The organism is Acetobacter sp. DmW_043, assembly GCF_002153485.1.
In the GTDB taxonomy this organism is placed as follows: Bacteria; Pseudomonadota; Alphaproteobacteria; order Acetobacterales; family Acetobacteraceae; genus Acetobacter; species Acetobacter thailandicus.
The window spans coordinates 23,816-43,363 of the sequence record NZ_JOMN01000009.1 but is presented as its reverse complement, the minus strand read 5'-3'; the positions used below and the strand labels follow the sequence as shown (position 1 = coordinate 43,363).

The 19,548-nt window shown below is 50.7% G+C and carries 18 protein-coding genes and 1 other RNA gene; 9 read left to right on the top strand and 10 right to left on the bottom strand.

The window, feature by feature from the left end:
- Positions 1 to 50: 50 nt before the first annotated feature.
- Positions 51 to 1,211, bottom strand: coding sequence for an OpgC family protein (locus HK11_RS03230; protein WP_086553907.1), 1,161 nt, complete (start codon positions 1,209 to 1,211; stop codon positions 51 to 53).
- A 200-nt stretch (positions 1,212 to 1,411) separates the two neighbouring features.
- On the opposite strand from HK11_RS03230, the gene HK11_RS03225 reads away from it, so the two are divergent.
- The 4 genes from HK11_RS03225 to HK11_RS03210 all read left to right on the top strand — a co-directional run bounded on the left by HK11_RS03225 (position 1,412) and on the right by HK11_RS03210 (position 5,156).
- Positions 1,412 to 2,515 (top strand): Mrp/NBP35 family ATP-binding protein, encoded by a 1,104-nt coding sequence (locus HK11_RS03225; protein WP_086553906.1) that lies wholly within the window; start codon positions 1,412 to 1,414, stop codon positions 2,513 to 2,515.
- Between the two features lie 199 nt (positions 2,516 to 2,714).
- Positions 2,715 to 3,527: a MetQ/NlpA family ABC transporter substrate-binding protein gene (locus tag HK11_RS03220; protein ID WP_086553905.1), complete on the top strand. Its 813-nt coding sequence runs from the start codon at positions 2,715 to 2,717 to the stop codon at positions 3,525 to 3,527.
- Positions 3,524 to 4,510 (top strand): methionine ABC transporter ATP-binding protein, encoded by a 987-nt coding sequence (locus tag HK11_RS03215; RefSeq protein WP_086553904.1) that lies wholly within the window; start codon positions 3,524 to 3,526, stop codon positions 4,508 to 4,510. The genes HK11_RS03220 and HK11_RS03215 overlap by 4 nt, the downstream gene beginning before the upstream one ends.
- Positions 4,491 to 5,156 carry a methionine ABC transporter permease gene (locus HK11_RS03210; RefSeq protein ID WP_086553903.1) on the top strand — a complete coding sequence of 222 codons (666 nt, stop codon included), beginning with the start codon at positions 4,491 to 4,493 and terminating at the stop codon, positions 5,154 to 5,156. Before HK11_RS03215 ends, HK11_RS03210 begins: the two co-directional genes overlap by 20 nt.
- 21 nt (positions 5,157 to 5,177) lie before the next feature.
- Here the strand turns inward: HK11_RS03210 and HK11_RS03205 are convergent, their stop codons facing one another.
- The 4 genes from HK11_RS03205 to thyX form a co-directional block, all read right to left on the bottom strand.
- Positions 5,178 to 5,561 carry a DUF488 domain-containing protein gene (locus tag HK11_RS03205; RefSeq protein ID WP_086553902.1) on the bottom strand — a complete coding sequence of 128 codons (384 nt, stop codon included), beginning with the start codon at positions 5,559 to 5,561 and terminating at the stop codon, positions 5,178 to 5,180.
- Between the two features lie 164 nt (positions 5,562 to 5,725).
- Positions 5,726 to 7,372, bottom strand: coding sequence for a Hint domain-containing protein (locus tag HK11_RS03200; RefSeq protein WP_086553901.1), 1,647 nt, complete (start codon positions 7,370 to 7,372; stop codon positions 5,726 to 5,728).
- Between the two features lie 654 nt (positions 7,373 to 8,026).
- Positions 8,027 to 8,281: a hypothetical protein gene (locus HK11_RS03195; RefSeq protein ID WP_086553900.1), complete on the bottom strand. Its 255-nt coding sequence runs from the start codon at positions 8,279 to 8,281 to the stop codon at positions 8,027 to 8,029.
- A gap of 30 nt (positions 8,282 to 8,311) precedes the next feature.
- On the bottom strand, positions 8,312 to 9,226 hold the full coding sequence (thyX, locus tag HK11_RS03190; protein WP_086553899.1) for an FAD-dependent thymidylate synthase: 915 nt from the start codon (positions 9,224 to 9,226) through the stop codon (positions 8,312 to 8,314).
- A gap of 75 nt (positions 9,227 to 9,301) precedes the next feature.
- Here thyX and ssrA point away from each other — a divergent pair.
- From ssrA to HK11_RS03170, 4 genes are all read left to right on the top strand, one after another.
- Positions 9,302 to 9,633: a transfer-messenger RNA gene (ssrA, locus tag HK11_RS03185) on the top strand.
- A 369-nt stretch (positions 9,634 to 10,002) separates the two neighbouring features.
- Positions 10,003 to 10,533, top strand: coding sequence for an SspB family protein (locus tag HK11_RS03180; protein ID WP_086553898.1), 531 nt, complete (start codon positions 10,003 to 10,005; stop codon positions 10,531 to 10,533).
- Positions 10,534 to 10,579: 46 nt separating this feature from the next.
- Positions 10,580 to 12,238 carry a fumarate hydratase gene (locus tag HK11_RS03175; protein ID WP_086553897.1) on the top strand — a complete coding sequence of 553 codons (1,659 nt, stop codon included), beginning with the start codon at positions 10,580 to 10,582 and terminating at the stop codon, positions 12,236 to 12,238.
- 59 nt (positions 12,239 to 12,297) lie between these two features.
- The gene (locus HK11_RS03170) at positions 12,298 to 12,690 is read left to right on the top strand and encodes a VOC family protein (protein WP_086553896.1); all 393 of its coding nucleotides are present in this window, start codon (positions 12,298 to 12,300) and stop codon (positions 12,688 to 12,690) included.
- A gap of 39 nt (positions 12,691 to 12,729) precedes the next feature.
- Here HK11_RS03170 and HK11_RS03165 read toward each other — a convergent pair whose 3' ends face one another.
- Together HK11_RS03165 and alr are read right to left on the bottom strand one after the other, a co-directional pair.
- Positions 12,730 to 13,986 (bottom strand): D-amino acid dehydrogenase, encoded by a 1,257-nt coding sequence (locus HK11_RS03165; protein ID WP_086553895.1) that lies wholly within the window; start codon positions 13,984 to 13,986, stop codon positions 12,730 to 12,732.
- Positions 13,986 to 15,155 (bottom strand): alanine racemase, encoded by a 1,170-nt coding sequence (gene alr / locus HK11_RS03160; protein ID WP_086553963.1) that lies wholly within the window; start codon positions 15,153 to 15,155, stop codon positions 13,986 to 13,988. The genes HK11_RS03165 and alr overlap by 1 nt, the downstream gene beginning before the upstream one ends.
- A 132-nt stretch (positions 15,156 to 15,287) precedes the next feature.
- On the opposite strand from alr, the gene HK11_RS03155 reads away from it, so the two are divergent.
- The gene (locus HK11_RS03155) at positions 15,288 to 15,740 is read left to right on the top strand and encodes an Lrp/AsnC family transcriptional regulator (RefSeq protein WP_086553894.1); all 453 of its coding nucleotides are present in this window, start codon (positions 15,288 to 15,290) and stop codon (positions 15,738 to 15,740) included.
- Between the two features lie 15 nt (positions 15,741 to 15,755).
- Here HK11_RS03155 and rbfA read toward each other — a convergent pair whose 3' ends face one another.
- Genes rbfA through HK11_RS03140 form a run of 3 tightly spaced genes read right to left on the bottom strand, consistent with a single transcriptional unit; the run spans position 15,756 to position 19,524 of the window.
- Positions 15,756 to 16,217 (bottom strand): 30S ribosome-binding factor RbfA, encoded by a 462-nt coding sequence (rbfA, locus tag HK11_RS03150; protein WP_086553893.1) that lies wholly within the window; start codon positions 16,215 to 16,217, stop codon positions 15,756 to 15,758.
- Entirely contained in the window at positions 16,214 to 18,883 is a 2,670-nt protein-coding gene (gene infB / locus HK11_RS03145; protein ID WP_086553892.1) for a translation initiation factor IF-2, read from the bottom strand. The genes rbfA and infB overlap by 4 nt, the downstream gene beginning before the upstream one ends.
- Complete coding sequence (locus HK11_RS03140; RefSeq protein WP_233127679.1) at positions 18,880 to 19,524, bottom strand: RNA-binding protein; 645 nt, start codon at positions 19,522 to 19,524, stop codon at positions 18,880 to 18,882. Before HK11_RS03140 ends, infB begins: the two co-directional genes overlap by 4 nt.
- Positions 19,525 to 19,548: the final 24 nt, after the last annotated feature.

Below are 19,548 nucleotides of genomic sequence, written 5' to 3'. Positions count from 1 at the left end.
TTTCTGGCTTCAGACACTATGCCTGCTTATCACACGATCAGCCTGATACGTCAGCCTGCAGCTGCCAGAGCCTGCGACTGCTGCCGTTTTCGCCGGGCGTCCAGCCAGCCGGCCAGCGCAAACAATACACCCAGAACAACCACATTCACGACAATCTGCAATATCCAGCCATCACCAAAGCTCGTAAAAACCAGACGCGCATAAAGATCGAGAATGGTGCCGACAACGAAAACATCCAGTGAATAGCGCCCAACTCTGGCCAGAATTTGTCCGACACGTGTATCTGACGCCCATACACGCGCAACAGATGATGACTGCATCAGATAAAAAATAGCCAGCACATCGAAAAGACGCAGCGGTGACAGCCAGCTCTTGGCGGGAGACACTAAGTCACCCAGCGGGCGCAGATCAGGCAACGACCACTGAGCCCATGGAAAAGCCTGAAAAGCTGAAAAAATAAGGTAAGCGATACAACAGACGGACAGAACCGGAATGCGGGGAAAATCAGTCCCCCTCCGCTCTGTTTCAGCAGAAGCTGTTACCCCAAGAGCAAACAAAAACTGCCAGGCCAGCGGGTTAAAATACCAGCCGTCAGGGTCAAGCCAGTTTGGAAAATTAACATCCGGGTCAAGATTAATTAAAAACCACAGCGCTCCGGCAACAAGCAGTGCCAGATAGCGCTGTAAGCGCATCAGCAGAAAATAAAGAGGGAAGCCTGCCAGAAAAACAATATAAAGAGGCAGGATATTAAGGTTACTGGGCAGGGCATCAAGCGTCATCGCCCGCCAGATCCAGCCTATGCCATGTGCCAGCTCAGGCTCAAGAAAATCAACCGGCACGGGGGTAAAATGACGCCATACCCTGATACTGGCTACTGAGACAAACACCATAATAGCCTGAGCGATATAGAGCTGTACGCACCGCCGGAAAATCCGTTTCAGGCACCCGACCACCCCATATTTCTTAAAGCCCCGGCCATAAGCCAGCCATGAAGCATAACCCGCCAGCAGTACAAAGACCTCGGCGGCATCAGCAAAACCAACATTACGCATTGTAAAACGATTCAACAGACTTTGCGGAATATGATCCACAAACATCATCAGCAATGCAGCCCCGCGCATAGCATCAATACGATGGTCTCGCCCCTGACCATTTTTTACAGGTGCCACCTGAACAGGCGTAATGGCCGATGCCTCATGCTGAGCTACCATAAACGCAAACAGAACCTCTGCATATCAAGATGAAGGGCTGCCTCTGATAAGATACAGCCTGACCGGAAAACGAAACTATCCTGACGCATTATGTCATTCAGAGCAAATTCGGGTATAGTCCCGTTTTTCTTACAAGGCCTCTGTTACCGCCACCCGCACACGGTTACATGTCTTTTTTATAGCGAATCAGGACACTGACTGTGACAAAGCCCCTCTTCCATTCCGATGATATCGCAAAGATTCTTGACTCGGTACAAGATACAGGCACTGGCCACTCGCTGCTCTCGCTCAGCAAACTTGAAGGTTACACAACAGATGGCGGCAAGCTCTCTGTCGCTCTGGCTGTCGGCCGCGAAAAAGCCGGTGCTCTCGCCCCCTTATGTGACAAAGCTGCTGAGTTACTTAAAGCACTTCCTGGCGTGAGAGACGCTGCTATTATTCTGACAGCACACCGCCCGGCCGCCCCTGCGTCACCCCCGGCACCAAAAGGGCACAGGCCTTTTGGCGGAAAAGCACCTGCACCAGATGCCCCTGTGCTGCCCGGCGTTAAAGCTATTATCGCCGTTGCCTCAGCCAAAGGGGGAGTTGGTAAGTCAACAACAGCCACCAACCTTGCCGTAGCCCTGGCACAGCAGGGGCTGCGCACAGGCCTGCTTGATGCTGACATTCATGGCCCCTCTCAGCACCGTATGCTCGGTGTCAGCAGCAAGCCGGAAGTTATAAACGGCCGCCTTCAGCCCGTTAATGCCTGGGGCATTAAGTCTGTGTCTATTGGTATGCTGGTGCAGGAGCAGCAGGCTATGATCTGGCGCGGCCCTATGGTCATGGGTGCGATTAACCAGTTTCTGACAGATGTTGACTGGGGTGAGCTGGATATTCTGGTTATCGACATGCCTCCGGGCACGGGCGATGCTCAGCTTTCACTGATGCAGAAAATAAAGCTGGCTGGCGCAGTTATTGTCTCCACCCCGCAGGATATCGCACTGATTGATGCCCGTCGTGGTGTCAGCATGTTTAAAAAGATGGAAGTGCCCGTGCTGGGCGTTATCGAAAACATGTCATATTTCTGCTGCCCTAACTGTGGACATAACACAGAGCTGTTCGGTCATAGCGGAGCCAGAAAAGAAGCTGAGGCGATGCAGGTGCCGTTCCTTGGTGAAGTACCGCTGCTTCTTGATATCCGCACAAGCGCTGATAATGGTATGCCTGTTGTCGCCAGTGCACCTGACAGTGATGCCGCCCGCGCATTTTATCAGATCGCCCAGGCAACCACACAGGCCCTCCAAAAGAATTCGGCGCTCTGATTTTATAAGACTTCGGTGCATGGCAGGAAAAATAAGAGAATATTTCGATACTGTATTATTATCCTGCCTGCATTATCATTTAACACGATCCAATAGTGTTTTTTTATATTGGACACCATGTGCACTTATTTTATATTAAACTATGAATTTTGTGTTATAATACCGCTATCATCCCAATGTAAATTAAAGTGCATCCTTCATGTCGCTCCCTCCTCTCTCCCGGCGCTCTGTGCTTGCCCTGATAAGCACGGCACCTCTGACTGTTAATTTTGCTCATGCTGAAGCACAAAAAGTTATCCGTGTCGGCATTATGGCGGGTGAAGATGAAGACGTCTGGCGTGTTGCTGCAGAAAATGCTGCCAAAGCGGGCCTGTTACTGAAAATTATCCCTTTTTCAGATTATAACGCACCTAACGAAGCACTTCAGCAGCACGAGCTGGATGCTAATGCGTTCCAGCATGGTCCCTTTCTCGAAGCACAGAAAAAAGCAAGAAATTATACAATCGTACCCGTAGGTAATACGTATTTTGCACCGATCAGCCTGTATTCAACACGCTGGAAATCTCCTTCTGAATTACCTCAGAATGCTAAAATTGGCGTACCAAACGACCCAAGCAACGAAGGCCGGGCGCTACACCTGCTCCAGTCCCTTGGTGTCATAAAACTGTCTGATAATGCCGGACTTACCCCTACCGCGCTCGATATTGCTGACAACCCCGGAAACATTACGATCCAGGAGCTGGATGCAGGCATGGTCGGGCGGGCTTTGCCTGACCTTGATGCCGCCGTCGTCAACACTGACTGGGCCCTTAAAGCCGGCATTGATGTTAAAAAAGACAGTATTGGCAATGAAGGATTAAAAGATAATCCTTACATTAATTTTATTGCTGTGACCGAAGCTGATAAAAATGCCCCCTGGGTTGCAACGCTGGTCAAATCCTACCAGCAGCCCAATGTGCATAAAGCTCTGACTGATGTGTATCACGGGGCCATCGTGCCAGGCTGGTCATGACACTACTTGCCGTTGAAAATATCAGTCGTAGTTTTGGGTCTCATACGGCACTGCACAACATAAGCTTTAACGTTGAACAGGGCGACAGCTTTGGCATTATCGGCCGCTCAGGAGCTGGTAAATCAACGCTGCTGCGCTGCCTGAACGGTCTTGAAAAACCAGATAGCGGGCGCATTCTGTTTTGTGGTGAAGATCTCGCAGCCTTACCTGAAAAACGCCTTGTACCCCTGCGCCGCAAAATTGGTGTCGTATTTCAGCATTTCAATCTGCTTTCATCACGCACAGCAGCGGCTAATGTTGCGCTGCCGCTTGAAATAGCTGGCATTGCAAAAGCACAGAGACAAAAACGCGTTAATGAACTACTCGATCTGGTAGGTCTGGCTGACCACGGCCATAAATACCCCGCCTTTCTCTCAGGTGGTCAAAAACAACGTATCGGTATAGCGCGAGCTTTAGCCGCTAACCCTGTATTGCTGCTGTGCGACGAGGCAACCTCAGCTCTTGACCCTGAGACCACTGACTCTGTTCTGGCCCTGCTGTCTGACATTAATCGTAAGCTCAGGCTTACTCTGCTTTTTATTACGCATGAAATGGATGTCGTGCACAAGCTCGGTCATCATGTTCTGGTGCTGAAAGATGGCCATATTGCCGCACGCGGCACGCCGGCAGAAATTCTGCAAAACTCAGAAAATTCCACTATGCCATTACCTGATAATCTGAGCACAGATGCGCAAAACGGGTCACAGGCGATCGTCAGACTCACGCTTGACCTGAAAGAGCACCCGCTTACCCCTTTTCTTATAAAGCTTGAGCAAAACACGATTTCTGCCACTGTTCTGCGCGCTCAGCCACACCAGAATATCGAACAGCCCGCGATGGACGTTCTGCTTCAGCTTCCCGCCCCGACAGAAGAGAACCTCTCTCTTCTGAATAGTCTTGCCCGTTCTGTTGAGGTCACAGGTTATGTCACGCCTGATCTTTAATCTGCTCCTTCAGGCCACATGGCAAACACTTGAGATGGTGCTCATTTCAGGCTTTCTCGCCGTTGCCGGAGGACTGCCTTTGGGTATTCTTCTGGTACTGACCGGCCCCTCCGGCCTGTCACCCATGCCGTGGCTGGCGCGCCCTCTGGGATTACTGACAGATGCAGTACGTGCTGTGCCGTTTATTATCCTGCTGGTTTTGCTTATTCCCTTAACACGCTTCATTGTTGGCACATCTCTGGGCACAACGGCAGCAATCGTACCTCTGGCTATTGCCGCCATTCCTTACTTCGCACGCATTGCTGAGGTCTCGTTACGTGAAGTTGACCCTGGCCTTGTCGATGCGGTACGGGCCATGGGCGGCACACGCTGGATGGTGATACGTTATGTACTTCTGCCAGAAAGCCTCCCTGGTATGATTTCAGGGCTGACCGTCACTCTTGTCACGCTGGTTGGAGCGTCAGCAATGGCTGGCACAATTGGTGCCGGAGGACTTGGAGACCTGGCTATTCGTTATGGCTACCAGCGCTTCAACACCACCATTATGTCTGGTGTCGTTGCCGTGCTTATTGTGCTGGTCACCGGGCTTCAGGCAATCGGCAACCTGCTGTCACGCAAAGCACGTCATGATGCAGCCGGTCACTGACATTACCGGCCCCAAAGACCTTTAAACACCCGGATGGTCTTTACCTGAAGCTATGGTCTCTTTCAAAAAGGCTACCAGCACACGAGGATGATTATATACCGGGTCACGGGCAGCATAGAGCAAAGTCACTCTTTCTTTTCGCACCAGGTCAATAAGCTGCCTTACTTCCGGATCATATAATGCCAGCTCCTGCCGGTATTTTACCTGAAACTCATCCCAGTGCGCAGGGTCATGACCAAACCAGCGGCGCAGTTCAGACGAAGGCGCCACCCCCTTCAGCCACAGGTCCATTTTGAGATCTGCCTTGCGGATACCTCTTGGCCATAGCCGGTCTGTGAAAACACGCATACCGTCCTCTGAAGACGGTGAATCATAAACCCGTTTTAGTCTGATATCAGGAAGCATGGCATGCCCATCTCTTCTTCAATGTAGAAAAATACATTACAGAGAAAAGTGTTTTTAATACCATTTAAAAATACAAAAAGGGCAGACGACTGGCCTGCCCCTTCTGCTTTAATATTTTTTCAAACACCTGACCGGCAGGATATAAAACCTGCCGGACGAGTATATCAGGCGCGAAGAGTTGCAGCCTCGGCTGCTGTTTCTTCAACCGTATAGTGCGTGGTTTCTTTAATCTCAATTGAGAGAAGTGCAATGCTGTCAGCAGCGCGCTCACCCAGAGACAGAAGTGCATTACCTGAGGTCCAGCGCATGTCATGACCCTGGAAACCGTTCCAGCCATCAATGTCGTGCTCAACCAGGTGAGAAGTAACCTGACGCATTTTATTACGTTCAAATACACTCACTTCACCAACAGCAATACCGAAATAACGACGATCATCAATAAATGGTCCGATCACGTCACTTGGGCGGCTTGCTCTGGTAACAATCCGAACGGCATTCACGCCACCCGGGATCATGAAAACTGCACGACCATTATGCTCACGGGCCTGACGAATAACCGCACCGCTTTCAGTGGTGAGATGCAGTTTTGTCTCTTTCGTCAGTGGCTGTGGCTCAGCCTGAACAACACGATTTGCTTTTTCTGCACGTGCTTCAATTTTACGATAAACAGGCTCAACAAAATCACGTGTTACGCCAAGCGGTGCAGCCGCATCATCCCAGGTCAGCTCACGTGTTTTTGCCATAGAAATAACAGCACTTTTCTGCGTGAACGCTCTGCGGTTACCTGTATCCAGATAACTTTCGGTTAAGGTGCCGTCAGCCATGATAACAGAATGCTGCTCGGTTTCGATATGATAATAGTCATAAGATGTAATTGACTTATCATAGAAAACTGAACGGCCATTCACGAGCATACGGGCTGGAATAAATTTACCATCAAAAAACAGGCAATGTTCAGCCGTAATCAGAAGATCTTTAAATGGTACACCCTTTTCAATCGCATCTTTCAGAATACGAACAGGGTAACCGGCTTCATCATCCGTCAGTTCAGGACGCACAGTGCAGTGTGCCTGACCTGCCCAGGTAACGCGCTGTGTAGCAGGCTGACCATTGTCATAAACCAGCACATCATCACCTGTTTCAAGCGCTTCAACCGCGGTCAGACCTGATGGTGTTCTGATCATTGAGCCTGCCAGGAAGCACACAACCGTATCATCACCGCCCGTAATCGATGCGTTGTCATCTGTTGCCGGATCGGTAAAGTCTGAAGCTGTATAATAAGATCCGTCAGATTTCTGCCCTGTATGCAGATAAGTCAGAGTTTGGCCACTCTTACTTAAGACCTTAATAATACCGGTGCCATCATCAACCAGACTAACTTCACCGTATGAGTTGTGCAGGTTAATTGTGTCCTCTGGTGTAACATTGGTAAATGTCACATTACTCAGAGCATAAGCATCAAGGGTCACTGTAGATGGTGTTGAACCAAAAGCGATAGTCAGCGGACCTGATGATGATAACGCGTTGGTGTTATTCAGTGTGCCACCATTGAGTGTAATGGTGCCAGACGGCAGTGTGCTCTGATCAAGGGTCAGATTTGTACCGCTGTCGATTGTAACAGAAGCATTACTATCAAGAGTAAGCTGCTGAAGCGTTACATCACCATTGCTGCCAAAAACAACATTCCCTTTTACAGTCCCGCCATCAAGAGAAGAGGTTGACGTGCCGGTTACGGTTGTTGTCTGACCGTCAGCACCAATAACCTTACTGGCATCCGAAAATTCACTCAGAGATACAGTTGTGTTGCTCATTATATAAGACCACTCACTCACGTAATTGTCATAAACCGGACCACAACGGTTCCGAACATCAAGACTTAACTGGTCCTCTATTTTGTTTAATTAAAAATGACAATAAGAATGTAAGTAATTTATGGTGATATTTTTGTAATATTATTCATCTTCAGTAATTATTTTTCTAAAAATTTAAATTAATTTTATGCAATGAATAAATAAGATGTTCATAAATAACATTATAATTTTGTTTATATTGAATAAAAATACGACTATTTCTTGATTATATTGTGAGTAATTAATGTAAATATGATTTTTAATACTTAAATAATAAAAACATTAACAGACTGGACAACGAAAAAAGAAAAAAAATCCACTGAAAGAACAGAATTTCTTTCAAAAGAAAAAATAAATTATGTTAGAATTTCATTAATAATAACCTTAATAATTTATAAAAACATAAGGAACAAAACGGGAATATGTCGTCTGGGAAGATTTTTATGATCCGGGCAGACAGGTCAGGAATCACCATCATGCTGGCAGGCGGGGCCCTCGATTCACGCATACGTGATCGTTTTATGCTGTATGTCACAGCATATCACCCGGCAGGCGTCGTCTTATAAGTTATGGAAGAAGGTGACTACACACAGAAAACACATAGCTCATCTGCTATCAGCGAAAGCAAAAGCCCTGACCGCTTTCTGTCTGTGTGGAGTGACAGATATAAACACTCTTGTCTTTCTGGTCAGCGGGGCTGGTCCACCATAAAATGCCCAGCACTCCGGCCAGAAACAAAGCAACCACCACAAAAGGGGTAAGGCTTGGCAATGATGAAGATGAAGGCGAAGTGATTTGATACACTTCGCCCTCTTCAAACGATTCTTTCTCTTCGAAAGACGCTTGTTTTAAATTTTCTTCTTCCTGCACCAGGAACGTCCTTTTATACAGTGCAGGTAATTATGACTGCTCCCTGAGCACAGCCATCATCTCATCCCACTCGCGCCGGCTCAGACCAGAGTCCGCTACCTCAACGGCCTCACCTGCAAGCATACGCCGCAACACTTTAATCATGCTTGCTGAGAACGTAACCGCACCACGGCGATATTCTTCAAAAGCCTTCGCCGTCTGTGGCACCCATGCGTGCAGAACTTTCAGCATTTCCTCGGCATAAGCACGAATTTCATACTGAGCATGCGGGTCAAGACGCAGCGCCAGGAAGTGCATCAGATTATGCAGATCCACCTTCCAGTACCACTGCGTGTAAGTGTTCAGAGTCAGGTTAATACGTGCCAGCTCACGAGCCAGGCCATAACCATTTTCAGCATCCAGCATGGTTTCATAGTGGCTGTATGTCTGCATCGCATCCTGTCGCAGAAGATTCAGCACCTCAGCGGCATCATCTCCGTTCAGTACTGAACCACGTCCCTGACGGTTCACTTCACTCTGTGCAGCCATATGCTCAGGTGCGGGCAGATAAAACTCACTATCAAGAATAGAATAGCGTGCAGAATACTCGTTTACACTGGCCATACGATGACGAATCCACTGTCTGGCAATGAATATCGGCAGTTTGACGTGAAATTTAATTTCACACATCTCGAAAGGAGAGGAATGACGATGGCGCATAAGATAACGGATCAGCCCGGCATCCTCTGACACTTTGCGCGTACCACGCCCGTAGGACACACGCGCGGCCTGCACAATGGCAGAATCATCACCCATATAATCAATCACACGAATAAAACCGTGATCCAGCACATTCTGAGGCGCATACAGCATAGCCTCAAGTGACGGCACTGTTGGCCGGCGCGTTGGCGTGGTTTCACTGGCATGAGCAGCGATTTCTGCACGCTGGGCATCAGTCAAGGACATTGCGGCTCCCCCCGAAAAGCTCAAACAATCTGGTGCCTGACCTGTTACACCACCCACCTCTGTGATGCCAGACGTGATCTTGCAATTCGCCTCCCCTCTCTCTATATACAGAGGTGCAGGAGGGTTCGACCCTTGGCTATGGCGATAAACGGAACGTGGAATAAGCGTAGTGGACCCGGGGGCAGTACCCGGCGTCTCCACCATATACACCGGGGCTTTGCGGCTCAGGCAGATGGGGACGAAACAGGCTCGACACGCGTGGTAAAGACCTTCCTTTTGCCCGGCATTGTACCGCCGTTATCGGGCTAAACTTACAAGTGCCAATGATAACACTGAGGTGCTCGCTGTTGCTGCATAAGCGATAAGCGCGGTTCGGGAGGGCACCGGGCAACAGAAGCCCTCCCACTTCAGATGTCAGAGCGACAACCCCGACAAAAAACGACACATCCATAAGCTACGGCCACAAGTCTGAAGCGAAAATAAAATATAGAAAAATACACGATATAGAAAAGAAATATCGCAATTATTCTCCTTACTGTATCGGATAACACATACTGGCTTGTGTTATGCTGAATCAGGCAAACACGGCTATTACTGAAGCCCGTCAGCACAGCCTGTATTTCTGCCCTGCCGGCCATGACAAAAAAATATTAAATTTTATGCCCTCATTCTCACCTTGTCTTTGCCCGCGCGGCTGATCTCTGGCATATAAATGCCTCCATAATGACAAGCTCTGTTTTAGCAGCGCAAACCATCATGTTTGAAGGAGAGCCTTTATGACCGACGATTATGACAACACCCAGGGGGGTGGGGGCTTCCCGTTTGACAGCGAGCTGCCTTATGAGACGTGGCTTGAAGAGGCACACCGTCAGGTCATGCTCAGCGCTTTTGAGCATGTCAGCAAAAACGGTCTGCCGGGTGAGCATCATTTCTACCTGACTTTCCGCACCGATTTTCCAGGGGTCGATATCCCTTCGCGTCTGCGCGCGCAGTACCCGCATGAAATGACAATTGTACTGCAACACCAGTTCTGGAATCTTAAAGTCAGCCGCGAAACCTCTGAGATCTCCGTTGACCTGACTTTTGGGGGCGTAAGCTCGACCCTGGTTATTCCGTTTAACGCGATCACAACGTTTGCTGACCCGGCGATTCACCTGTCTCTGCATTTCAGTGAAAAAGAGCCTGAAACTACAGCCGAAACACCAGATGAAACGCACACGGCAGAACAGCACACATCAGAAAGTGATGGCTCTTCCCAGGTGGTAAGCCTTGACGCTTTTCGTAAAAAAGGCCCATCACCCGGTTAAAGGCTCCCGGTTAAAAAGGGGGCCACGGCCATGGAGATGATTTCACATGAACAGTCAGCCCCCCCGCCCGTCTGCGCCCCCTGCATTCGCTTACTCTCCCCTCTTCCCCACCGGGGAAGATAAAACCCGTTACCGTAAGCTTGATATCGATGGCGTCAGCACTTCACACTGTGGCGGTAAAACAATCCTGCATGTTACCTCTGAAGCCCTGACAGAGCTGACAGCGCAGGCTTTTCATGAAGTCGCGCACTACCTGCGCCCAGCACATCTTGAAAAACTCGCTCTTATTCTCAAAGACCCCGAAGCTTCTGACAATGACCGCTTTGTGGCCCTCGACCTGCTGAAAAACGCCTGTATTGCAGCAGGCGGCGTACTGCCTATGTGCCAGGATACCGGGACAGCGATCGTCTTTGGTAAAAAAGGACAACGCGTCTGGTGTGATGGCGACGAAGAAGTTGCTTTCTCCAAAGGCGTGTATGAAACCTACACCCGTACGAACCTGCGTTATTCACAGATGGCGCCTCTCTCTATGTTTGAAGAGAAAAATACCGGCACCAATCTGCCTGTACAGTGCGATATTCTGGCAAACCCTGCCACCTACCACGACGAGCAGTTCGACCTGATGTTCGTAGCGAAGGGTGGTGGCTCCGCCAATAAAACCTTCCTGTTTCAGGAAACGCGCGCCCTGCTCGGCTCTGAGCAGAAACTGCTTGACTGGCTCGACACCAAAATTAAGACACTGGGAACATCTGCCTGCCCGCCTTATCACCTTGCAATAGTCATTGGTGGTATGTCAGCTGAACAGACACTCAAAACAGTCAAACTGGCCTCAACGCACTGGTATGACGAACTGCCGACATCCGGAAGTATTGGCGGTCATGCCTTCCGTGATACTGAAATGGAAGAAAAAGTGCTTCAGCTCAGCCGCACACTGGGTATTGGTGCACAGTTTGGCGGCAAATATTTCTGCCACGACGTGAGAGTGATTCGCCTGCCACGCCATGGTGCTTCTCTGCCTGTTGGTATTGGTGTCTCCTGCTCTGCTGACCGTCAGGTTAAAGCACGCATTACGGCTGAAGGCTTCTTCCTTGAACAGCTCGAGCATGATCCCGCACGATTCCTGCCAGAAACGACAGACGAACATCTGGAGGGTGAGGCTGTTAAAATTAACCTCAGCAAACCCATGGATGAAATTCGTAAAGAACTCTCAGGCTATCCGGTTAAAACACGTGTTGCTCTGACCGGCACGCTCATTGTCGCCCGTGACATTGCTCATGCCAAATTCAGAGAACGCCTCGAACGCGGGGAAGATCTGCCACAATATCTGAAAGATCACCCGGTTTATTATGCCGGACCAGCCAAAACACCAGCAGGCATGCCAACAGGATCTTTCGGCCCGACGACAGCCGGGCGTATGGATTCTTATGTTGATGAACTGCAGGCCCATGGCGGATCAATGATCATGCTGGCCAAAGGGAATCGTTCAAAAGCTGTGAAGGATGCCTGCCAGAAATATGGTGGCTTCTATCTTGGTTCTGTAGGTGGCCCTGCTGCCAGACTGGCTCAGGACTGTATTCGTAAAGTAGAAGTGCTCGAATACCCCGAACTGGGTATGGAAGCTGTGTGGAAAATTGAAGTTGAAGACTTCCCTGCCTTTATTGTTATTGACGACAAAGGGCATGATTTCTACGCTGAGCTGAGTTAATCTTGCTGCACCCGCCTCCTGATCAGGGGGCGGGCCAGCTCTGAGGAAGCAGCTATTCCATGCGTTTTACTGTAGACCGGATGGACCACGCAGTCCTGACCGTTAAAGACCTCGAAATCTCGGCCTCATGGTATCAGCGCGTTCTGGGTATGGACCGGGAAGAATACGGCAGAAACAACCGTACTTCGCTTTGTTTTGGTGGCCAGAAGCTCAATTTACGCCCCTATGACGCAACTGGCTGGGACACGGCTGTTCACGCTCTGCCAGGCGGCAACGACCTGTGTTTTGTCACCGCTGTTACAAGCGAGGATATTGCCGACCATCTCAGACAGTGTGGCGTGGCTATCGTTGAAGGCCCGGTCGCCCGGCTTGGTGCTCTTGGCCCCATCACCTCCGTCTACTGCCACGACCCTGATGAAAACCTGATAGAAATTGCGTCGTATCAAAGCTGAAAGACTGCCGGACTACTGTCCGGCAACTCTCTGCCTGCCTTATATTTTATAACGAAAAATATTCAGATCCTGACTCGGGATCTCAGTTTTGCGGCCGGATATAATATCAGCCAGCACCCGCGCCGACCCACAGGCCATTGTCCAGCCCAGCGTACCATGCCCTGTGTTTAAAAACAGGTTTCTGAGGCCTGTTGTACCAATAACGGGTGTACCATCCGGCGTCATAGGACGAAGGCCACTCCAGAAAACCGCTTCGGAAACATCACAACTCCCGGCGAACAAATCCGTCACAGAATGCTCAAGGGTTTCACGACGATGTTTGCGTAAACTGCGGCTGAAACCTGCCAGTTCAGCGGTGCCACCAACACGCACCCGATCCCCCAGGCGGGTAATACCAATTTTAAATGTTTCATCCATAATAGTTGAAACAGGTGCCCTGGCTTCATCCTTAATATCTGCCGTAAGAGAATATCCCTTAACCGGGTAAACTGGCAGGTGAATATTAAGCGGGCGCAGCAAAGAGGGCGAAAAGCTGCCTAAAGCCAGCACATAAGCATCAGCTTTGATCACACCTCTGCTCGTCACGACTGACGTAATCTTTTCGCCTTCTTTAACCAGTCTTTCAATTCTCGTGTTATAAAGAAACTTCACACCAGCTTTTTCGGCCATAGCAGCAAGGCGTTGCGTAAACAGAAAAGCATCGCCTGTTTCATCAGTCGGCAAACGTAAACCACCGACGATTTTATGAGCGGCGCTGGCAAGCCCTGGCTCAGCCTGAACACACTGCGCACGGTCAAGCACCTCATAAGGTACTTCGTACTGTTTCAGCACAGCAATATCAGCGCCGGCAGAATCAAACTGCTTTTGCGTACGAAAAACCTGCAATGTACCCTGCTGACGGTCATCGTAGCGAATGCCGGTTTCATTGCGCAGATCCCGCATCACATCACGACTATATTCAGCCAGCCTGACCATGCGACCTTTATTGCGGTCATAAGCCACGCTCGTGCAGTTTTCGAGCATCTGCACCAGCCACCGCCACAAATGCGGGTCAGGCATTGGCCAGAATACAAACGGACGATATTTCATCAGTAGCCATTTTACAGCTTTGACAGGCACACCAGGGCCCGCCCATGGCGCTGAATAACCGGGCGACACCTGCCCTGCATTGGCGTAGCTGGTCTCCATTCCCACGCCAGACTGACGGTCAATAACCGTTACCTCATGTCCTGCCTGCGCCAGATACCAGGCCGAAGTCACACCGACAACGCCGCCACCAAGAACAAAAACTTTCATCAGACTGCCTCTGTTTCATAATTAGCGTCTTCAGTCGCGGAGTCGTGCTGATAAACGCGATGATATCTTCGACCCAGTGAGGTCAGAACTTCATAACCAATTGTGCCTTCTGCCCGGGCAACCTCATCTACACCATGACGGGCATTCAGCAGGTCCACCAGCATATCGGGTTTAACCTCTGCTTCAGGCACAGCTGAAATATCAACCACCATCGAATCCATGGAAATGCGCCCAAGCACCGGGAGACGCCATGTTTTGAACCAGGCACAGCCAGCCTGCGCACCCTGTCGCGCAAAACCATCAGCATATCCGGTCGCCAGTACAGCAACGCGACACGATTCTGTTGCCTGCCAGGTAAGGCCATATCCCACTCTGTCACCAGGAGAGAGCTGACGAAGTTGCAGAACATGCGTTTGCAGACGCACAACCGGACGGATCACATCCGGGCTCTGTTTATTGGGAGCAACTCCATATAATGCAGCCCCGGGCCTGACCAGATCACCATGAAAAGCCTCCCCCAGAAAAATACCCGAAGACGCGGCCAGACTCAGCGGTGCAGGTGGCAGCATACGGGCACAGGATAAAAAACAATCCAGCTGCTGCTTATTTGCCGGGTCTTCCGGCGTGTCAGCACAGGCCAGGTGGCTCATAATGAGAGACAGCGAAATTCCATCAAGCAAGGAAGGGTCATGTGCAATTTTATGCACATCTGCCTGAGACAGCCCGAAGCGGGACATGCCCGTATCAACCTGCAAAATCGCATCCTGTTTTTGGCCCAAACGCGCGGTCAGAGCTTTCAGCTGCCCGATCTGCTCCAGCGAATTCAGTACCGGGCGCATACCGGCGGCAATACAGGCCTCAAGTGCCCCGGGCCGTGCACCGTGCAAAACTGAAATGCGAGCCTGCTCTGATAAAAATGGAGCAAGAGCAAGCCCTTCATCGACATGGGCAACAAAAAATTCCCGCGCGCCAGATCTGAGAAGAGCAGGAACAACCTTCTCTGCGCCAAGCCCATAGGCATCTGCTTTAACCACCGCCGCACAGACAGCTTTTTTTGCCTTATGCGTCAAAAAACGATAGTTCGCAGCAAGGGCTGCAAGATCAACTGTCAGCACCGCACCTGCTCTGCTGGCAGGCCAGCGTACGTCTGAAGCTACGAGAGAAGGCATCATGCCACCTATATTGTTTTTATCTTACAATTTTAGCAGAGAAACTACGATATATCCTGCGAATCTGACGCAGAATAATGCAAATAATAGCCTGTTTCTTACAGAATATACGAATAGTGTGGAAATACTCTTATGATCTTCGATCGTATGACAGATCTCATACTCCGGCATCTGCAACAGGATGGCCGTCTGACAAACGCTGAGCTGGCACACCGCGTCGGGCTTTCGCCATCAGCGTGCCTGCGGCGTGTCAAACTGCTTGAACAAACCGGAATTATTCAGGGATATCGGGCCATTGTTGATCGTAATGCAACACACTCTATGGCTACCGTAATTGTTCAGATTACACTTGAACGGCAAACTGAAGAATGTCTGGGGCAATTTGAGAAAAGTGTTCGCAACTGCCCGGAAGTCAAAGAATGTTATCTGATGACAGGCGATGCCGATTATCTGCTGCGCGTTGAAGCACGAGATATGTCAGACTACGAGCGCATTCATAAAGAAGAGCTTTCCCGCATGCCAGGAGTGGTACGGATTCAAAGTAACTTTGCAATCCGCCCGGTTGTTCAGGAATGGAAAAAATAAGCAGCGAAGAAGAGGCTAGTCTTCAGCCTCTTCATCTGTTTCTTCGTCGAGATCACGCATAACGTCAGGTGATCTGAGCAGGGCATTCATATGCATGGCCTGATCAAGTGTTGTATCAGGCTGAAAATGCAGCTCCGGCACAATACGCAGGCGCAGTTTACGCGACATCTGAGAGCGCAGCCATGGAGCCACTTTTTTCAGAGCTGGCAGATGCGCCTCAATATCGCTCTGCCCCATAAGAGCAACGAAAACCGTAGCATGTCTGAAATCTGGTGACAGGCGGACTTCAGTCACAGTCACCATAATACCAGCAAGCTCGGGGTTACGAAATGTGCTGCGAGAGAATAACTCAGCCAGAACACGCCTCACCTCTTCGCCTACACGCAGCTGACGCTGCGAGGGGCCTGATGGTGAAAGACCGGCGAGATACCCCGCCGGCCCACTGTGTTTCGACTTATCTGACCCGTGACGACTCATGCCGGAACCAGTTCACTTTCAAAACATTCAACCACGTCACCTTCGCGCAGGTCATTATACCCGGCGAAAGACAGACCACATTCGTAGCCTTTGGCGGCTTCTTTAACATCATCTTTAAAGCGTTTGAGCTGGCTCAGATCACCTTCATGGATCACCACACCGTCACGCAGCAGACGTACACCACAGCCACGCTTCACAACGCCCTCTGTGACATAACAACCGGCGACTTTACCCACACGGGTAATATCAAACACCTTGCGAATTTCGGCATACCCAAGGAACACTTCGCGATGTTTCGGAGCAATCTTGCCACGAACCAGCTGTTCCACATCATCAGCCACCTGGTAGATGATGGAGTAATAACGAATATCAACATCTTCACGCTGCGCCAGCAGACGAGCCTGAGAGGTTGCACGCACGTTAAAGGCAATGATTACAGAGTCAGAAGCTTTAGCCAGCTGCACATCACTTTCGGTGATCTGACCAACTGTTGCATTCACAACGCGAACACCAACTTCCTCATGAGCAAGCTTAAGAACCGTTGCCTGAAGAGCTTCAGCCGAACCACGAACGTCCGCCTTAATCAGAACTGCAACTTCTTTCTGCTCACCAGCCTGAATACGTGCCAGCATCTGATCAAGTGTGCCACGGGCCGCAACCTGACCAGCAACATGATGTTCTTTTAGTTTTCTCTGACGGAACTCACAGATCTCACGGGCACGCATTTCGTTCTCAACGACAACGAAAGGAGCGCCTGCGGCAGGCACACCAGTCAGACCAAGAACCTCAACCGGTGTTGACGGACCAGCTTCAGAAACCTGACGGCCACGGTCATTGACCAGGGCACGCACACGGCCCCACTCAGCGCCGGCAACCACGATATCACCTTTATTGAGAACACCTTTCTGAACCAGAACAGAGGCAACAGAGCCACGGCCCTTATCCAGACGGCTTTCAATAACAGCGCCTTCAGCTGAACGGTTCGGGTTAGCCTTAAGATCAAGGATTTCTGCCTGAAGCAGAATAGCTTCCTCGAGCTTATCAAGACCTTCACGTTTCTTAGCTGAAACTTCAACGTCCTGAACGTCACCACCAAGAGATTCAACAACAATCTCGTGGCTCAGAAGTTCCTGACGAACCCGCTCAGGGTTTGCACCTGGTTTATCAATTTTGTTGATGGCAACAATAATCGGCGCGTCAGCAGCCTTAGCGTGCTTAATCGCTTCAATTGTCTGCGGCATAACACCGTCATCAGCAGCAACAACCAGAACAACCACATCGGTGATCGAAGCACCACGGGCACGCATAGCAGTAAATGCTTCATGTCCTGGCGTATCGAGGAAGGTAATCTTCGCACCGGATGCGAGTGTCACCTGATATGCACCGATATGCTGGGTGATACCACCGGCCTCGCCACCAGCCATATCTGTCGTGCGCAAAGCATCGAGCAGAGATGTCTTACCGTGGTCAACGTGACCCATAACAGTAACAACAGGCGGACGCGCAACCAGATTTTCAGGCGTATCTTCGATACCCTCAATACCCAGCTCAACATCGCTTTCAGCCACACGACGAACGCGGTGACCAAATTCTTCAACGATAAGCTCAGCAGTATCAGCATCAATCGTCTGTGTAACGGTCGCCATAACGCCATTTTTCATCAGAGCCTTGATAACTTCACCCTGACGGGCGGCCATACGGTTTGCCAGTTCCTGAACGGTAATCGTTTCAGGCAGAATAACATCACGTACGACACGAACCTGGTCGGCACGCAGGCGCTCAAGCTCGGCCTGACGACGCTCACGCTCACGCTGACGACGTACAGAAGCGAGAGAACGGGTTTTATCATCATCCCCTTCAATCGCTGCACGCACATCGATACGACCTGAACGACGACCACTATCACCACGACGCGCACCGGCACTCTTACGGGGAGGAGGTGCACCATTACCACCAGGGCGACGGGGCGAACCTGCACCACGACGTGGCTCTTCATCAGCTTCTGCTGCACGACCACCACGCAGACGCAGAGTCGGCGCTGCAGTCTGTTCAGCAGTCGAAGTCGAGGGCTGAGAACGCGCAGACTGAGAAGCCTGAGGTGCGGGCTGCTTTTTAAGCGGCCTCGCAGGCATCACAGCACGCTCAGCAAGCGGCTTCAAACGGTCAACAGGCGGTGCAAGAGTAACTTCGCCCGGAATAGGAACAGCTGAAACAACTGGTCCCTTCAGCTCAATTGGCTTAATTGCATCGATACGTGACTTACGCTCGGCTTCAGCCGCAGCGACCACTTCTTCAGCTGCACGCTTTTCATCTTCTTCACGGCGACGTGCTTCTTCTGCGGCAGAAAGAATCTGAATCTTTTCCTGCTCACGACGTTCAGCCTCGCGACGTTCAGCTTCTTCTGCTGCTTTTTTCTGCTCCAGAAGCACACGCTGACGAATAGCCAGCTCAGCTGCTGTCAGAGTACGGCCACCGCCACCACGTCCGCCGCTGCCAGAGCCGGGACCACGCTTTTTGCGCACCTCGACCTGAACAACCTTGGAGCGGCCATGGCTGAAACTCTGCCGTACTGACCCGGCATCAACCGTCCGCCCTACGTCCGAACGACCCGCCGTCCGAAGGGACAAACGCCCTTTACCCTGATCCTGATCCTTGCCTTCGCTCATTGACCTGCCTGTTCAAACCCATCCGCCGAAAAAGTCCGACGAACCTGGGGAGCACTGATGGCAACCCCGATAAAACGCCCATTTTCGCAACACAGACGGGAGGCCATGCCCCCGTGCGCCAGTGCCACATTCACCACTCGCTCACGACCGAAAGCCTGCGTAAGGTCCTTCACCGAAAGCGTCCTGATTACGGGCAGCTCGCGCGCACCTGACAAAAGCCGGCGCAACTCATCTTCACTGCCATCTGATGCGTGCACAATAACTGCGGCCTGCTGCCGCGCTATCATTTCACGTACCTTCGTAAACCCACTCACAGACTGCCCGGCACGCCGGGCAAGCCCTAAAACATTTATCATACGCTGATGCAGACCTTTTTCGATCTGAAACATCAGATCATCAGGTATCTGCACCTGACAACGCGCGGCCCGGGCAAAAACACCACGCTTGCAGGCCTGTTCTACCACATCCTGCCGCGCACTCAACCATATTCCTCGCCCGGGAAGTTTCGCACCCAGGTCAGGTGTAATAACAGAAAATGGCGAAACCACGAAACGAATCATGTCCTCAGGCTGCCCCTGCTGCCGTGTCACGGCGCAGCGACGCAATGGACCCGTTTCTGTATCAGCTTCACTCTCTGACAAATATTATCCCCTGCTATCAGACCT

Coding starts and splice junctions, on each gene's coding strand:
- HK11_RS03230 (WP_086553907.1), bottom strand. CDS start 1,211: ATGGTAGCTCAGCATGAGGCATCGGCCATTACGCCTGTTCAGGTGGCA.
- HK11_RS03220 (WP_086553905.1), top strand. CDS start 2,715: ATGTCGCTCCCTCCTCTCTCCCGGCGCTCTGTGCTTGCCCTGATAAGC.
- HK11_RS03215 (WP_086553904.1), top strand. CDS start 3,524: ATGACACTACTTGCCGTTGAAAATATCAGTCGTAGTTTTGGGTCTCAT.
- HK11_RS03210 (WP_086553903.1), top strand. CDS start 4,491: ATGTCACGCCTGATCTTTAATCTGCTCCTTCAGGCCACATGGCAAACA.
- HK11_RS03205 (WP_086553902.1), bottom strand. CDS start 5,561: ATGCTTCCTGATATCAGACTAAAACGGGTTTATGATTCACCGTCTTCA.
- HK11_RS03200 (WP_086553901.1), bottom strand. CDS start 7,372: ATGAGCAACACAACTGTATCTCTGAGTGAATTTTCGGATGCCAGTAAG.
- thyX (WP_086553899.1), bottom strand. CDS start 9,226: ATGTCCTTGACTGATGCCCAGCGTGCAGAAATCGCTGCTCATGCCAGT.
- HK11_RS03180 (WP_086553898.1), top strand. CDS start 10,003: ATGACCGACGATTATGACAACACCCAGGGGGGTGGGGGCTTCCCGTTT.
- HK11_RS03175 (WP_086553897.1), top strand. CDS start 10,580: ATGAACAGTCAGCCCCCCCGCCCGTCTGCGCCCCCTGCATTCGCTTAC.
- HK11_RS03170 (WP_086553896.1), top strand. CDS start 12,298: ATGCGTTTTACTGTAGACCGGATGGACCACGCAGTCCTGACCGTTAAA.
- HK11_RS03165 (WP_086553895.1), bottom strand. CDS start 13,986: ATGAAAGTTTTTGTTCTTGGTGGCGGCGTTGTCGGTGTGACTTCGGCC.
- alr (WP_086553963.1), bottom strand. CDS start 15,155: ATGCCTTCTCTCGTAGCTTCAGACGTACGCTGGCCTGCCAGCAGAGCA.
- HK11_RS03155 (WP_086553894.1), top strand. CDS start 15,288: ATGATCTTCGATCGTATGACAGATCTCATACTCCGGCATCTGCAACAG.
- rbfA (WP_086553893.1), bottom strand. CDS start 16,217: ATGAGTCGTCACGGGTCAGATAAGTCGAAACACAGTGGGCCGGCGGGG.
- infB (WP_086553892.1), bottom strand. CDS start 18,883: ATGAGCGAAGGCAAGGATCAGGATCAGGGTAAAGGGCGTTTGTCCCTT.